Annotated in this window: 16 protein-coding genes; 7 read left to right on the forward strand and 9 right to left on the reverse strand. The window is 37.7% G+C overall.

The annotated features are described in order from the left end of the window. Nucleotides 1-44: 44 nt before the first annotated feature. The 3 genes from ggt to B7E06_RS17835 form a co-directional block, all read right to left on the reverse strand. Nucleotides 45-1,793: a gamma-glutamyltransferase gene (gene ggt, locus B7E06_RS17825; protein ID WP_082235283.1), complete on the reverse strand. Its 1,749-nt coding sequence runs from the start codon at nt 1,791-1,793 to the stop codon at nt 45-47. A gap of 250 nt (nt 1,794-2,043) precedes the next feature. Continuing rightward, nucleotides 2,044-2,589 (reverse strand): GNAT family N-acetyltransferase, encoded by a 546-nt coding sequence (locus B7E06_RS17830; RefSeq protein ID WP_082235284.1) that lies wholly within the window; start codon nt 2,587-2,589, stop codon nt 2,044-2,046. 17 nt (nt 2,590-2,606) lie between these two features. Further along, nucleotides 2,607-3,032 (reverse strand): PH domain-containing protein, encoded by a 426-nt coding sequence (locus B7E06_RS17835; RefSeq protein WP_082235285.1) that lies wholly within the window; start codon nt 3,030-3,032, stop codon nt 2,607-2,609. 400 nt (nt 3,033-3,432) lie between these two features. Here B7E06_RS17835 and B7E06_RS17840 point away from each other — a divergent pair, with 400 nt between their 5' ends. Further along, entirely contained in the window at nt 3,433-4,044 is a 612-nt protein-coding gene (locus B7E06_RS17840) for a CotY/CotZ family spore coat protein (protein WP_082235286.1), read from the forward strand. A 69-nt stretch (nt 4,045-4,113) separates the two neighbouring features. Here the strand turns inward: B7E06_RS17840 and B7E06_RS17845 are convergent, their stop codons facing one another. Both B7E06_RS17845 and B7E06_RS17850 read right to left on the reverse strand, forming a co-directional pair. After that, nucleotides 4,114-4,482: a hypothetical protein gene (locus tag B7E06_RS17845; RefSeq protein ID WP_082235287.1), complete on the reverse strand. Its 369-nt coding sequence runs from the start codon at nt 4,480-4,482 to the stop codon at nt 4,114-4,116. A gap of 12 nt (nt 4,483-4,494) precedes the next feature. Next, on the reverse strand, nt 4,495-5,691 hold the full coding sequence (locus B7E06_RS17850; RefSeq protein ID WP_082235288.1) for a ParM/StbA family protein: 1,197 nt from the start codon (nt 5,689-5,691) through the stop codon (nt 4,495-4,497). Nucleotides 5,692-5,882: 191 nt separating this feature from the next. On the opposite strand from B7E06_RS17850, the gene B7E06_RS17855 reads away from it, so the two are divergent. From B7E06_RS17855 to B7E06_RS17865, 3 genes are all read left to right on the forward strand, one after another. Continuing rightward, nucleotides 5,883-6,644: a CsxC family protein gene (locus B7E06_RS17855; protein WP_082235289.1), complete on the forward strand. Its 762-nt coding sequence runs from the start codon at nt 5,883-5,885 to the stop codon at nt 6,642-6,644. A gap of 243 nt (nt 6,645-6,887) precedes the next feature. Further along, complete coding sequence (locus B7E06_RS17860; protein ID WP_082235290.1) at nt 6,888-7,682, forward strand: CsxC family protein; 795 nt, start codon at nt 6,888-6,890, stop codon at nt 7,680-7,682. Nucleotides 7,683-8,067: 385 nt separating this feature from the next. Further along, a complete protein-coding gene (locus B7E06_RS17865) occupies nt 8,068-9,144 on the forward strand; it encodes a hypothetical protein (protein WP_143414520.1) in 1,077 nt (358 codons plus the stop codon). 146 nt (nt 9,145-9,290) lie between these two features. On the opposite strand, the gene B7E06_RS17870 is transcribed toward B7E06_RS17865, so the two are convergent. Then, nucleotides 9,291-10,229 (reverse strand): CsxC family protein, encoded by a 939-nt coding sequence (locus tag B7E06_RS17870; RefSeq protein ID WP_179134087.1) that lies wholly within the window; start codon nt 10,227-10,229, stop codon nt 9,291-9,293. Nucleotides 10,230-10,480: 251 nt separating this feature from the next. Next, nucleotides 10,481-10,714: a hypothetical protein gene (locus B7E06_RS17875; protein ID WP_082235292.1), complete on the reverse strand. Its 234-nt coding sequence runs from the start codon at nt 10,712-10,714 to the stop codon at nt 10,481-10,483. 233 nt (nt 10,715-10,947) lie between these two features. On the opposite strand from B7E06_RS17875, the gene B7E06_RS17880 reads away from it, so the two are divergent. From B7E06_RS17880 to B7E06_RS17885, 3 genes are all read left to right on the forward strand, one after another. Next, complete coding sequence (locus B7E06_RS17880; protein WP_082235293.1) at nt 10,948-11,190, forward strand: hypothetical protein; 243 nt, start codon at nt 10,948-10,950, stop codon at nt 11,188-11,190. A gap of 58 nt (nt 11,191-11,248) precedes the next feature. After that, complete coding sequence (locus B7E06_RS21945) at nt 11,249-11,410, forward strand: hypothetical protein (protein WP_179133904.1); 162 nt, start codon at nt 11,249-11,251, stop codon at nt 11,408-11,410. A gap of 205 nt (nt 11,411-11,615) precedes the next feature. Beyond that, the gene (locus tag B7E06_RS17885) at nt 11,616-12,602 is read left to right on the forward strand and encodes a LacI family DNA-binding transcriptional regulator (protein WP_082235294.1); all 987 of its coding nucleotides are present in this window, start codon (nt 11,616-11,618) and stop codon (nt 12,600-12,602) included. Between the two features lie 41 nt (nt 12,603-12,643). On the opposite strand, the gene B7E06_RS17890 is transcribed toward B7E06_RS17885, so the two are convergent. Together B7E06_RS17890 and B7E06_RS17895 are read right to left on the reverse strand one after the other, a co-directional pair. Beyond that, entirely contained in the window at nt 12,644-14,134 is a 1,491-nt protein-coding gene (locus tag B7E06_RS17890) for a glycoside hydrolase family 32 protein (protein WP_082235295.1), read from the reverse strand. Nucleotides 14,135-14,165: 31 nt separating this feature from the next. After that, complete coding sequence (locus tag B7E06_RS17895; protein WP_082235296.1) at nt 14,166-15,005, reverse strand: carbohydrate ABC transporter permease; 840 nt, start codon at nt 15,003-15,005, stop codon at nt 14,166-14,168. Nucleotide 15,006 lies beyond the last annotated feature (1 nt).

Below are 15,006 nucleotides of genomic sequence, written 5' to 3' on the forward strand. Positions count from 1 at the left end.
CCAGTAAAAAAGACACTTCCCTTAAGAAGGGAAGTGTCTTCGGGCTATTTCTTTTTCCCTGGTTTGTTTAACCCTATGGCCGTTCCTTCTCTCGTTGAATCAGCGGCACCTACATAGGAGCCATCTTCCAGCATTCGAATAGCCTGAACATTTCCAATATCGACTGGAGTCTTTTGCCATTGATGTCCCCACTGTTCCATCATTTGTCGTGCATCAGCAGGAATCCCTTCTTCCCAACGGATCGAAGGATAAGTCGGACTGTAGATTCTCGGTTCTTCAATAGCTGATTTTAAACCCATATCATAATCAATAACATTCACAATGGTTTGAAAAACCGATGTTATGATAGTGGCTCCGCCTGGTGACCCTACACTCATAAATGGCTCACCATCCTTAAATACCATCGTCGGACTCATGCTGCTCATAGGCCGCTTATTCGGCTCGACTTGATTTGGGCCGCCCGGGACAGCATCAAAATCAGTCAGTTCATTGTTTAGCATAAACCCATACCCCGGCACCATAATACCTGTCCCAAAAACTTGTTCAATTGTAGTCGTATAAGTAACCACATTTCCCCATTTATCTGCAACGGAGAAATGAGTAGTTTCACCGATTTCTCTGTCATCCTGCTGTGTGACTGTTCCTGTCGATTCACCATCCTGGTAGGCCCACGGGTTCCCAGGTTCGACATTTTGATTTGCCTGTCCAAATTCAATGAGTGAACGTCTTTCAGCTAAATATTCCTCATTTAACATGCCTTGTACCGGTACATTTACAAACTGTGGATCACCAATATAAGTATTTCGATCAGCATAGGCAAGATGCATCGCCTCTGCCATCAGATGATATTTTTCAGGAGATTGAACATCGTAAGAACTCATATCAAATCCTTCAAGCATTTTCAGCATTTGCAGAACGGTTAAACCACCTGAGCTCGGAGGCGGCATTGAAGCAATTTCATATCCTCTATATGTTCCAGTTACCGGCTCATCTATAGAGATTTCATAGTTATCCAAATCCTGCTCTGTCATGCTTCCGCCAAAGTCTTGAACAGTATCAGCAAGTGCTTCTCCAATTTCACCTTCGTAAAAAGCTTCCGCTCCATCTTTTCGTATTTTTTTATAAGTATTTGCTAAATCGCTTTGTACTAATTGCTCTCCTTCCTGAAGCGGCTCACCATCTGGTAAGAACACTTCACCTGCAGTACTCCTCGCTAGTTTCTCCTGATTATCAGCGATTGCATCTGCAAGAACTCCATTTACCTCCACCCCTTTGTCAGCAAGTTTAATCGACGGGTTGATGAGTTGGTTAAATGGTCTCGTTCCCCATTCCTCATAGGCAGTCATTAACCCTTTGAGCGTTCCCGGCACCCCAACTGCATCTCCACTGATATGACGCTGTGAGAAAGGAATCACATTGCCATTTTCATCGAGAAACATATCAGGTGTCGCACCCGCAGGAGCTCGTTCTCTGCTGTCGATGATCGTTATATCCTCTTCGCCGGCATCATAAACCATCATAAAACCGCCTCCGCCAATTCCTGACATCATCGGTTCTGCAACATTAAGAGCCAACTGAATTGCGATAGCAGCATCCACTGCGTTTCCTCCCTTTTTCAAAACTTCAGCCCCTATTTTTGAAGCTTCAGGATGAGCAGTGGCCACCATTCCTTCTGTACCATAAGCTTCCTTCCCTTCTTGGAAGTGCGGCGATTTGGCTAAAATTCCTGCTGGGAAAGCCATCGTTAACATAAGAACAAGGACGACAAACAAAAGACCAATTTTTCTTTTCAATATTTTTCCTCCCTTCTTTATTATCTACATTTTACGGAAAATTCTGACATTATTATATAGAGGATAACTACCAATTTTTTAAAAGAGAAAGGAATAGGATTAAAAATAATCATAGTTTTCTCCTGCTTTTTTACTATGTATAATAAAATGTCTTTCTTTTCTTTTATTCCATTGACCTAGAACATACGTTCTGTTATAGTGTAAATAGAAAGGGAAGGAAACATAAGCTTCGGCCTCCCCAGCTGCCTGTTTATCTGTTCCCTTCCCCTTTAAGATTAAAATTTGTTTGAAAAATAGCTAAGCACGTAATCCCGTGCCACTCTCCGTTTCTAAAAAGATGCTCTTTAAGCTCACCTTCCTTATCAAAACCGAGTTTTTCATAGAGATTTATGGCTCTTTCATTAAATGAAAACACTCTTAAATAAATCTTATGAAGATTCAATTCCTTAAAACCATAATTTAGTAGTAAGCCCATAGCTTCGCTGCCATAACCACTTCCCCAATAATTTTGATTCCCGATATCAATAATACATTCTGCATTTCGATTTTTATAATCTATATTAACGAGGGATACGATCCCTATAGGCATGCTGTTTTCATTGAGCTCAATCATATAACTTTTCGACTTATCCGAGCAGGCGATATTCTTTATAAATTGTTCTGTTTCATTTAATGTGTAAACATCCAATTCCGGGCTGGTATTCTCCATGACTTCTAAATTGTTTATCCAGCTGTAGTAAGTCTCTGCATCACTTTCCATTACCTTACGCAAGTGAATCCTCTCTGTTTTAAACATTTAACCTCTCCTCTTATTTAATTAATAATACGCACATCCGGACAGCATTCTTTAATATTTTCTATAAATTCATCTCTATCTTTAGGCGAAATGAGGACAGAACTATGTTGTCCATAGATAATCTCTATCCTTTTAAGAGATAAAGCAGGACTTGAAATTGGATTCATTGTTTTCTTTAACGATTGAATAGAATTTAACGGGATCCTTTTTTTAAAAGGGCCGTATATGACGATTAGTTCTTTCTCATCAATTATATAAGCTACTGTCAGCCATAGCCATAGAATAAATAGAGGAACTGCCAACGTTAGGAAAACAGTGGATACAACTGTCATAGTATTGAGATTCTCTGTGAAAAGAGATTGAACACCGCTTTTTATTGCCATGATTAGGGCTCCCCACAAAATAACAGCTAACCACCAGTCTTTTTTTGACTTATATATCAATTTGATCCCTCCCAGTTAGAACCTTCCCGTTATCATTTACTAATCTTATGTATACCCCTTGCCCCATTCCTCCTATTTCAAGAGAAATTTACAGTTATACAATTTGCCATTAGTTAAAATACGAGTTAAATGGAAATAGAGTTTCATTATTTTCTTATAAAACACAGTCTCCATAATAGAGCCCTTATTCTCTGTTGAACTGGCAACTGAATTTCCTAGGGTACTCATTAAATCAGCGTATGCCTAATAACAGTAAGCTGACACTGGGCGCAGGGAGGAGACAGAAGCTCATTATTAATATAATTTTAAATAAAAATTAGACACCCTTAGGCGTCCTCCTCAAACGAAATAAATTCTTGCACGTATAATGTGCTAAGAAATAATATGAGGGGGGAACATTGTGAGTTTTAAAGAATATTTAACAGAGAGTTCCAGCTCTTATCATTGGGAAAAAGAAAGCTCCGGCTTTTACGAATCGAAAGATGATTATAAAGAATGCTGCAAAGAAAAAAAACACGAAAAACATCATCCAGTCAAACATTATAAAAACTGTGTAGAGGAAGTGTTAGAAGCCATTCTACAGGCCCAAAGAAAAGCACAAAAGGGACATGGCTGCGATACTTCCTGCCAGCAATCGATCCATGATTTATTTAAAGAAGAAAAGACGTTCAAAAAGAACACTATACCTTTTATTTTATATTGTGGCTGTGATCCGTTTAAAGGAACCGGGGTTACTACTTATTCCTATAAACCAAAAAAACACAGGTTTAAGTGTATAGAAAGCCATATTTTCAGGTTAAAGGATTTAAAGAATGAGTGTGCGGTTCTTGAACTGCTATATTTTAAATCCGACTTAAACGATTCAAATGAGAAACACTGCCATGATAAAAGCTCGGCCTGTGACCAAATTGACAACAAATGTGTAAGTGATTTAATAGCCACAGGCATATGCATTAATGTTGATCTTTCATGCTTTTGTGGAATTACCTGCTTACCCGCTGTAAAACTATAATTCTGCTGCTTTATACTCTAAGCTAAAAAAGAAGGCACCCTCTTTTCCGGGTTGCCTTCTTTTTACCTCTTAGCCCAAAAATGCATCAAGCACATCCTCAATTTCTTTCATGTTTAACTTTTGTGAGGATCCGTGTGTTGGAGCAGATGAGGCTGGCACCTGAAAACTGCTTCTATTTCCACTATTTAATAATTGCTTAATCGCTAACAGTTCGGATAATAATTCATTTGACCCTCCATTTTGTACAGGAACACCATGAAAATATTCATGCAGCGCAGAAATAATAAGATGCTTCAGTGTATTATTCTCTGAATGGTACTTTAGTTCTTCGATAACTTTAGGAGAAACGACGAATGTTTCTCCCGTTTTTACATCGATGAAGTTTTCAGGAAGAGATAAAACTGTATCATTAAAATAGTCGCTGAAGATTTGTGACATTTCCCTCACCCTCTAGCTCGTTGTAACAGCATAATTATTTTCATTCTCATAGTTTTGCTGTTTGCTGAATAAATTCATTTTTGACAGAATCATCAGCCCCCGTACATTTAATTTCGCCATATCTTCGGGGAACATGAGATCGATTGGACGGCCCCTTTCATTCCATTTGACAGCCGCTTCTTTTATTTGTTTCTCCGCAATCTGAGCCGCTCCCCCAACTGCGATATACCTTGCTGCTCCTTTAATTTCATTCGAGCTGCTTCTAACTCTGTCAAAATGCTCTAAATACTTTATAGCCATTAGACGAAGCTGTGGAACAATATACTTGCTAATATCTTTACGCACCCCGGCAAACGGTTCCACATACCACTCTGATTGTCCGGCTGCCAGCTTCTCTTCAAGCTCTGCCCTGGAATTAAAACTGTATAACTCGTTTTTATTAACTTTCTGAATAATATTATCTAAGAATTGATTAATACCGAATGTTTCTCCCTCAACGGAAGCCACTGGTTTATTATTTTTTATGCCTACAAAGTCAACAGAGTCACCGCCCAGGTCACCAATGATGATCCCTTTCTTCGAGTCTTTCACAAGAGCATCGTCCGTAATCAACAGGGAATCCATATCACGGGTTAAACTCACATAAGCAAGCGCTCCCTCAGCTCCGATAATGACATCTTCCACGTGAAGTTTTACAACGACTTCTTTTGGTGCACTCACACCCGGCATTTTATGAAAGATTACGGTGTGATCTCCCATTAACCGCTGTTTAAAAATTTCTTTCTTTTCTTTATATTGCGTAGTAGGAAGGGATACTGCCAGTTGATCGATGTGATAGCTGATATCTGTGATTGAAGGATTAGAGCGTAAAGCATGATAAGCGGCGGCCGCATAAAGCAAAATATAAGTACGTTCTTCATTTGTTTTCTGATTATTGAAAGAAGTTAAGCTTACGTTTTTCTGCATCATCGCTGATTTCCCTACATAGTAAATCTCACGGCGATCAATAACTGTCGGGCTTTTTATTTCCACTATTAAGCTCTCTTCTAAATCCATGTCTTCTTCGTCATACGGTTTCTCGTAAAATTCTTCATCAAAAAGGGCAATGGCATTAGGTATCTGATAATCAGCCATTTCACCATCATCTGATGCCAGTATTTTATACCAGCTGTTTCCAATATCAACGGAAAAAATATTATTACTTTTCATTTTCTCCCTCCTCATGGTCAATGATATGCACACAGGAATAGTAGTTGTGCAAGTACCCATATAAAATAATTTGAAAAAGCCCATATTTTTGTAGTCTTTATAACTTCCACGTTTATACTGATTCATTTGACCAAGCTTAGTAGAGCCGTTTGCATAAAATACATTGAGGTTAATATAAAGGAGGAAAAAAAATGAAAAAGCATAATAAAAATTGTGTCAACCTTAATGAGTCTGCCTCTATTGAACAATGTACAAGTGAATCGGTTGATACACCGACTACACCTGCAGGCGATGTCACCATTAGAGTTCCAGTAGAATTAGGAGCATTTACAGTAACTTCTCATCTGACAGCAAATATTACATTTCCTGATCCAGTCTTAGAAATTAAAGATATTAAGAAAAGAGTTATTATTACTCAATGCCGTCTTATGACACGTACTTCAACAGGTGATGATGATCAATTTAGCGATGGTCCTTTCCCATTATTTATTAAAGGATATGTACGCAAAAACATTCGATACGCCACAACATGTCCCCATTCAAGAGGTGAGTGTGTCTCTTCTGAAATCAAATCTCTTACAGTCAATGTACCTTTCGAATGTGTGACGACAGTAGAATTGGACTCCCCTGTTCAGCTCCCTGTAGCTAATACTAGAAGTGAATTCGATTTCTTTAGAGCGCAGAATTTAGGAACAGGTTTTCCTGAGAAAGATCAGTTTCTATCAAGCGATATTTCTCAGTTCCACCAAACCAGTACTCAAGAATATAATCAGCTTCCTTATTGTGAACTTATTCGAAGCCAGATTCTTGAATGGGATGAAGCAACAGACCGCCATTCCTTCGGAGATAGCCCTGTAGATGAGGGATACTTCTTCAATTTAGTTGAAAAAATGTCATTAAACTTTACTATCAAAGTTTTGCAAAACCAACAAGTTAACATTGATGCTCTTTAAGAGTCAGGACACAATCGACTTCACCCGTCGGTTGTGTTTTTACATACTACAGTTTATTCAAAAAGCAGCTGGACGTTTTTCTTTTATAAGATTTAAAAACAAAATATTTTTTCTTACACGTTCTTTTTTATTATATAGGAAGAGAATCGCCACCAAACATCTCATCTTCAAGATAAGAGCCCAGACATAGTCATTTATCCCACATACGATGTGAGTATATTTTGTATAGGGGGAAATCAAAAAATGACTGATTCTCATAAGTATTCCAAAGGGTATGACTGTAAAGGAAAAGCCAATTTATGCAGTTGCGACAATACACCAGTCAAACCACAAGTAAGTATTGGGAAAATCATCACCAAGGTCCCTGTTGTATTAGCTGAACTTAATCTTCAATTAAACATAGATGAAACGATTACTTTCCCTGAACCAGTATTAGAAATCAAAGATATTAAAAAGAGGGTAAATCTCACTCAATGCCGCTTATTACTTCCAACTAATAAATTATTCGTAAAAGGTTTTGTCCGTAAGAACATCCAATATGCCAGCCCATCAAGTGAAATTGAGAAAAGCACTGAGTGCACCGTAGCCTCTGATTTACACTCTTTTACTGTTGATATTCCCTTCGAATGTGTAACTGAAGTAACAGATTTCTTATCCATGCCTGTATTGCCTAAACTGAATAACCGTGAAGAGTTTGATTTCGGTGTTTCCAAACATCTTCCAACTGGCTATCCTGAAAAAGATAAATTACTGACGAGCGACCTTTCTCAATTCCACCAGGAAAGCCAGCAATATTATAATGAACTTCCTTTCTGTGAGCTTATTTCCAGTAAGATCATTGAATGGGATGAAGCACTGGATCGAAAACCTCTACCGGGAAGCGCTCCTTTTAACGAAGGGTACTTTACAAAAGTAGAAGAGAAAATGGTGCTTGATATCTCTCTTAAAGTTCTTCAAAATCAGCAAATTCGTGTCGCCTCTTCTACTAATGATAAACATGACCACGATTATGAATCATGTGAGAGCCTTGATTATTAATCAATCATTTTTAAAAATGTTAGGAGGGAGGAAGGATGCTTTAAAATAGAGCACCTTTCGAGAATATATGATAAGAAGAGACAGTATCTTTTCTCGAAGACCTTGGGATAAACAGACTGACCGAAGGCGTTCTTTCTTTACCACTTATAAGGAAGAATCTTCTGCAGAAAGCCCTGTTGAAAAAAAGGCAGAATCCAGGAAAAATAAAATCTATACACCATCAAATTTAGAAAAGAAAATACATCGTCCCGTAATTCTGCCTCCTCCCCAGCTGAAATCGCAAAAGAAAATAGAAGATAGAACTAACGAAAAAGAAAATAGGACTAATGAAAAAGAACTAAAATCTTCCCGCCTAAAAGAAAGGATAGAAAATGAGCGTTCACTAATGAATGATTATCTATTTAAATTAGTGGATGCTCCCTTAACGGCGAAAGATATATTTATTCCAAGTAACAACATAAGAACTGACCTGGAAGAGAAAAGAGATGATTTCTTTCATGAAGAGAAGCTTTCGATTTTAAGAGATGTGGTTTCATCTATGGAAGGCGAATCATCGGAAGAAAGTTTTAAGGATTATTACTTTTCCCAAAAAGAAATGACAGATTTTACAGAGAAAGTATCTTCTCCCCTTCATTCACCAGAAGAAGATAGTCCTTTTACAAACGAAAAAGATCAGTCATTATACGACGAGTTCTTTTCCATGTTAAGTGAGTCTTCAAATACAGATAACCACAGTGACCATTATGAACGAATGGGTGACGATACTTTAGATGAATCATCCAGCTCTTCTTCTGAGCAGAACCTTCATTATAACAGTGAATGCCAAACACTGGCTGATGAGTTCTCTAAAATACTGGAAAATTCATCAACTATTGATGAGGAGTCTAAAGAGGAAAGGACAGAAAGTTTAAAGGTTAATCACCAAATCGTTAAAGAACATACCTATATTGTTAAAGCTCCCGTATTGTTGTCCCATGTTACTCTTAATCTAGACGTAATGGACTCATTCCATGTTACAGATGATATAGTTGAAATTTTAAACATCGACTGGTCTCTCGACTCCGCTGAAGCTAAAGTACTTTTACCCTCTTCCCAGGTTTTCTTTAGCGGCGTGCTGATGGCCGACATAGATTATATTAGTACTTCAGAATTAAATACTATCCATTCTGTTAAAATACCCATTCACTGGAGCAAAACGGTAAACGTCAAGTGGCAGACCGCTCCTATACTTTCGACCTCTGACGAAAAAGAATATACGTTTTCATCTCATGACAAACAGCAGGAAATTACCCACTATGAATTTTATCAGCAATTTGCAAACCCACTGGAGGATCAAGTAAAGAGCATTCAATTCACATGGCATAATTCTTCTTATCCTAAAAATAAAGACCAAAAAATTTCTCTTCAAGGAACAGCCGAAGTATGTATTGACCTATTTCAAAACCAATATGTCTATTATTAAAGTAAAACAAGGCATATAAATACAGATAAAAGATGGCCATTGGGTCATCTTTTTAGTTCCTTCGTATCGATTTTTTATATAATAACCCCGAACAAGGCACTATTTTATTAGTATCCTTAGCTCGGAGTATAGTACAACTGCCTTTTTTACCTTCCAAATCTTTGGAATAAAGTTTTAGCGGATGTCATATTAGCGGCAGGAGCCGAATCTAAAGGACATACTTTTTTTTCCTTAGGACATTTAGGAGGCTGTGGACAATAACCACCACCAGGCGGTGTGTCTCCATTCATTGGAGGATATTTACCATCCATAGGAGGGTGGTTTCCTTTTGCTGGCGGACACCCTCCATTTGGAGGCGTTCCCCATCCATTCTCATGCTTTTTCTTTTTCTTCTTTTTCTTTTTCTTCTTCTGTTGCAATTGAGACAGTTTAATAACAAGGGTAATATCCATTTTTTCTGTTACCTTGTTAAAACGTCCGCATCTATCGAAATTCTTAACAATATCGATTTCGTTTATAGCAGAAGCAAGAAGCTTACAGTGAATTTTTTCATTGTAAAGCTCGTAAGTTAGAGAACCAAATTCACAGCGGTCCGCTCCCATTCCATCCTTGGCAAGTTCTCTATATTGAAGAACATTATCTTTAATGCTGTAGCCTCCAAGATCAAATGGAAAGTCTACCGGATTAGCAAGTTTGACTTTGTCATATGCTTTAAATGGAATATCAATACTGTAGTCTTTAACTACTCCGTATGAATCTTCCACATATTGAATATTTTTGTGTACATATCCCTCAACAAACAATTTTACATACTTCGGATTATCTACAACAGGAATAGCTTTACACTGAGTCAAATAAACATTTTTCTCAATGTTTTTAATAGCTGTTGCGTAAGTTGGAAGATAGAAATCAGCTTCAGTTAATGACTGAATATAAACATCCCCAAGCACGACATTAACTTCCTCCATGCCTTTATGTGCTAATTGTTCTGTTTCCGTAAACAAGCTCCTGGATTTCGCCTCATCGTTCGGCGGAAGTGGCGGGCATTTATCATGACCATAGCCGCATCCTGTATTTCTCTTCATATTGTTCACTCCTTTATAAAATATTGTCAAAAAGTCAGACTCACTATTACTTCTTGACTCAGTATTAATATATGTATGGTATTTAAAATGGAATGGACGGGTGTCAGTATGCTTTTCATTCTATTAACATTTTATAGGAATTTGGGCTTATATAAGAGACACCACCTAATAAAAAGCAAAAAAAACAAGCAGTCCAGCTATGCCAGACTGCCCAATCCCTCCCCCCTGCTATTTTACATCCCTGGCCCTTTTCAATCTTGTAAAACTTCATCTAATATTTCCAGGGATTGATGTACTTGTTCCTCCAGTTCTTCTTTTTCCTTTTTCAAATCCTGAAAGGCCGATTTTAACTCCTTATTCTTTAGCATCATTTCTTCAAATTCTGCTTTTTCAGCATTTAGTTCAGCTTTCAATCGATCAACTAAATTCACAGCCTCATCGTAGGTCATTTCTTGTATGGAAGGAAAACTCACTCTTTTTTTCATATGCTGACCTCCTTAAATTTAAACCTGATGTATAAATCTTTCTGTTTCAAACTCCTGAATCCCGGGTTAAAAATCCACCTGCGCACCATACAACTATCTTATGATCAAAATTGCTGTACTGCTATTACTTAAGTAAAAGTACTGCCCCACTTTTTTACAACTGAAAAATGAGTATTTAAATAAAAAATACACATATTAAAAAAGTGGAATCTTATAGAAAAGGAGGACAAGACATGAAAAAGAAATGGACCATGATCACATTGTCCCTTGCTCTTTCTACCGGAGTACTGGCAGCGTGCAATTTAGATAACAATGATAGAAATGAAGGACCTGCTGATGTGAATTATAACCCTACTCGTTATAACGATAACTATCCTGATAATCTTGATGAGCGTGACAGACCTTTTATAGATGAACAGGATATTGCTCCTGGCGACGAAGGACCTGTACAGCGACGTGACCGCTATGTTCAATAATTTTATAAAGTAAGAGCAGGTCATCCTGCTCTTTTACTTTTAATGGAGGACCTCAGTGATGGAAAAAAATAAAAGAAAACAAAAAGAGTCCGAATTTAAAGAAGCTCCCACTTCTAATGACGCTGATTTGTTTGGTAAAGATGCTTCAGAAGAAGAAATTAGAGAGGGAGAATCCACGAAGGTTACGAAATTGGTTTATGATGAGTATGATCCAAGCTAGAATACAAAAAAGGCTGCTCTTGTGGCAGCCCTTTTAATTCACCTTAAATTCAGTTTAAGTTATTGCCGATGAACCTTGAAATAATAATAACTCAATCAGACGTTTACTAATATAAACATGCGTGTTGAATCCATATCTTTACGTCGATAATATATTGTATACTAGAATGGATTAAATACTTTAATAATAAAGGAGAAACACACTAATGAAGCCGAAGATCCAAGACGTGGCAAAAGCGGCAGGAGTCTCTCCAACTACCGTTTCACGGGTATTGAATAACCGTGGATACATAAGTGAAGAAATGAAGAAAAAAGTATACACGGCAATGGAAGAGATTAATTATATTCCAAATGATTTGGCCCGATCACTCTATAATAAAAAGACTTATATTATAGGATTAATCGTCCCAACCACTAAGAATCCTTTTTTTGGCGAGTTAACAGCAGATATTGAAAATTACTGCTCGCAGAGGGGATATAAAGCCTTGATCTGCAACAGTTTAAACAATGCAGAAAAGGAGAAACAGTACTGGGAGATGTTAAGAAGAAATCAAGTGGATGGTGTAATTGTATGTACATATAACCGAGGCCTGCTGGACTATAATCAACACCAACTGCCGACGGTGGCCATCGACCATTATTTATCAAAATCCATCCCTGTAGTAGGCTCAAACAATTACCAGGGAGGTGAAATGGCGGTTCAGAAACTGTTAAAAGCTGGCTGTAGAAAAATCATACACTTAAATGGTCCTAAAGAATTGCAGACACCTGCAAACTTTCGCAGGAAGGCATACGAAGATATCATGATAGAGAACGGCCTTTCCCCTATTACTTATGAAATCCCGGAAGATTTTGTGGAAGCAGGGGAAAAAGTAAAAATCATCAACAAAATGTTTGATGAGCATTCTAATATTGAAGGCGTATTTGCCAGTGATGATATGATCGCATTAGCTGTGATTAGAGAAGCTGAGAAAAGACATATACAAATTCCTGAACAGTTAAAAGTTGTGGGCTATGATGGCACAGAAACCATTCGCACCATCTTCCCCGCATTATCTACGGTGAAACAGCCCATCAGCGATATTGCCGAATCTGCTGTATCACTTTTGATTCAGCAAATGGAAGGAACAAAACCTGTGAGCAAGGATGAGATTAGACTTAACGCCACTTTCCATAGCGGAAAAACAATATAAAAAGACCAGATGCTGAAACAGCATCTGGTCTTTTTATTGATTTAATCGATGACTTTTCTCAATGTCCACATATTAATATCTTTAAATATCGCATAAGCATTCTCCGTAAACGTGTAAATTCCTGTACTTTCTTTTGATGGGTAAATTCTTGAAGTAATCCACGTTCTTCCGTCATCCGTTAAAACCTCTAAAGAACAGGTGTCCATAAACAGCCTTAGAGTCAAACAATCTCCAGGATTCTCTACTTTAGCCCTGCTCACTGTAGGGTTTGTCTTCCCACCCGCTAATGTCGTATCTACCACTAATTCCTGCTCGTTTATATCATAATAAACTTTTGCTTTTGCTTTTCCATCTGCTGAGATTCGAAGATATAGTCCCGCACTCCCTGTTTTACCTGTATTTCTTAAATCAATAGTAACTTTCATTTCGTAACTGTCCTTAAATGTATTCTGAGTATTTATATCAACTGTTTCATTAGGAGAGAGCTTTATTTTCTTATATGTTGTCAATTCTTCCCTAAGATTCTTCAGTTCATCTACAGGCAGGAATTTCACTTCCCCGTTCTCTAATATAATCTCCCTCGGGATTGTCATAGCTCCTGCCCATCCTTCACTTTTTGTCGGAAAGTCTGTCTGCCACGTATCCATCCAGGCAATTAAAATTCGTCTTCCTTTTTCATCTACAAAGGTCTGGGCTGCATAGAAGTCATCTCCTTCGTCAATTTCTTTTACTGATTCAGGAGTAAATCGACCATTTTCATAATCCATTTCCCCTGCCATAATAATATTTTTACCATTGTCCATATTCATTGGAGATACAATAAGCAAATGCTTATTTCCAATAGGAAATAAGTCAGGACATTCCCACATGTCCCCCTGGGTTCCATCTCCTGTTAAAGCAGGGCCCATATAACTCCATTGAAGTAAATTTTCAGATTTAAATAAAGGAACAGCACCATTTCCATCAATGCTAGAGCCAATTACCATATACCAGGTATCACCCTTTTTCCACACTTTTGGATCACGAAAATCTTTACTTACGCCTGCGGGCGGAAGAATCACAGGGTTTTTTTCTGATTTTCTAAAATTAAGTCCATCTTTTGAAAAAGCTACAGCCTGAACTTCTTTAGGTGACTTTCCTATGACATGGCCCGTATAGATTAAAGCTATCTCTTCACCAACCGAAACAGCGCTTCCTGAAAAACATCCAATATCTTCATTTCCTTGCTGAAAATCATAACTTTCAGATGGAGCAAGCGCAATCTCTTCATGTTTCCAATTGATTAAGTCAGTGCTGACAGCATGTCCCCAGTGCATCGGTCCCCAGTTTACACTGTAGGGATGGTGCTGATAAAACATATGATAAGTTCCATTATGCTGAATTAATCCGTTTGGGTCATTCATCCAGTTCACTGGTGCCATAAAATGATAATTTAAGCGATACTGTGCATTTACTACATTCTTTTTTGAAGTTTCTAGAGCATCCATTGCTTTGTTGATTTGTTCTTTATGTGTCACATTCGTAATTGTCATATATTTATTTTTCCCTCCAGTTTAATTAGCCTTACTTAGATCCTGATCCTGTACTCCCCAACCCTTGAAGTAAGTACTTTTGTGCCACAATATAAACGATGATCAGTGGTATAGTTGAAATGGTCAAAATGGCCATAATTTGGTTAGTAAATACCGGCTCGGTTGAATTAATATTCGTGATCGCTACTTGGAGAGGAAATTTCTCCCCATCTGTTAAAATCATCAGCGGCCAAATATAATCATTCCAGCTGGCTATGAAAGACAGCGTCCCAACAGTTGCAACTGCTGGTTTCGACATTGGCATCATAATTCTCCAAAAGATTTTCCAATTACCCGCTCCTTCCAGCTTTGCTGATTCTATCACTGAATCAGGTACAGCGATAAAGAAGTTCCTAAAAAGATAAATAAAGAAGGCATTGGCAAGCAACGGTAATACAACAGCCAAACGACTATTCACCAGACCTAAATTATGAATGATTGTAAATTGAGTAATGATTATTGTTTCTACCGGCACAATTAACATGGCTAGAAGAAGGCTGAACAAAAGGTTTTTTCCGAAGAAGCTGAACTTAGCAAATGCATAGCCCGCCATCCCATTAATAATGATCGAACCTACTGTTACAATCGCTGCATAAAGCACACTATTAAATAGGTAATTAAAAATATCAAAGCGCTCAAATAACTGCTGGTAAGAATTCAGCCATTCAGCTAATTGAAAAGAAGGAAGAAGCGCTTGAATGCTGTTTAAATCCTGATAAATATTTTCCTCAGACTTCAACGAAGAGGACACCATCCATATAAGAGGAAATATAAAAAAGAAAGCAAGCAGTATCAGCAGTGCATACTTTATAGTTTTGATTAACCCTTTCATT

The organism is Halobacillus massiliensis, assembly GCF_900166625.1.
Taxonomy (GTDB): domain Bacteria; phylum Bacillota; class Bacilli; order Bacillales; family Halobacillaceae; genus Halobacillus_A; species Halobacillus_A massiliensis.

Excerpts from the sequence above, each read along its gene's own strand:
- B7E06_RS17830 (WP_082235284.1), bottom strand. The coding sequence starts at position 2,589 with ATGTTTAAAACAGAGAGGATTCACTTGCGTAAGGTAATGGAAAGTGAT.
- B7E06_RS17845 (WP_082235287.1), bottom strand. The coding sequence starts at position 4,482 with ATGTCACAAATCTTCAGCGACTATTTTAATGATACAGTTTTATCTCTT.
- B7E06_RS17850 (WP_082235288.1), bottom strand. The coding sequence starts at position 5,691 with ATGAAAAGTAATAATATTTTTTCCGTTGATATTGGAAACAGCTGGTAT.
- B7E06_RS17855 (WP_082235289.1), top strand. The coding sequence starts at position 5,883 with ATGAAAAAGCATAATAAAAATTGTGTCAACCTTAATGAGTCTGCCTCT.
- B7E06_RS17860 (WP_082235290.1), top strand. The coding sequence starts at position 6,888 with ATGACTGATTCTCATAAGTATTCCAAAGGGTATGACTGTAAAGGAAAA.
- B7E06_RS17865 (WP_143414520.1), top strand. The coding sequence starts at position 8,068 with ATGAATGATTATCTATTTAAATTAGTGGATGCTCCCTTAACGGCGAAA.
- B7E06_RS17870 (WP_179134087.1), bottom strand. The coding sequence starts at position 10,229 with ATGAAGAGAAATACAGGATGCGGCTATGGTCATGATAAATGCCCGCCA.
- B7E06_RS17875 (WP_082235292.1), bottom strand. The coding sequence starts at position 10,714 with ATGAAAAAAAGAGTGAGTTTTCCTTCCATACAAGAAATGACCTACGAT.
- B7E06_RS17880 (WP_082235293.1), top strand. The coding sequence starts at position 10,948 with ATGAAAAAGAAATGGACCATGATCACATTGTCCCTTGCTCTTTCTACC.
- B7E06_RS21945 (WP_179133904.1), top strand. The coding sequence starts at position 11,249 with ATGGAAAAAAATAAAAGAAAACAAAAAGAGTCCGAATTTAAAGAAGCT.
- B7E06_RS17885 (WP_082235294.1), top strand. The coding sequence starts at position 11,616 with ATGAAGCCGAAGATCCAAGACGTGGCAAAAGCGGCAGGAGTCTCTCCA.
- B7E06_RS17890 (WP_082235295.1), bottom strand. The coding sequence starts at position 14,134 with ATGACAATTACGAATGTGACACATAAAGAACAAATCAACAAAGCAATG.
- B7E06_RS17895 (WP_082235296.1), bottom strand. The coding sequence starts at position 15,005 with ATGAAAGGGTTAATCAAAACTATAAAGTATGCACTGCTGATACTGCTT.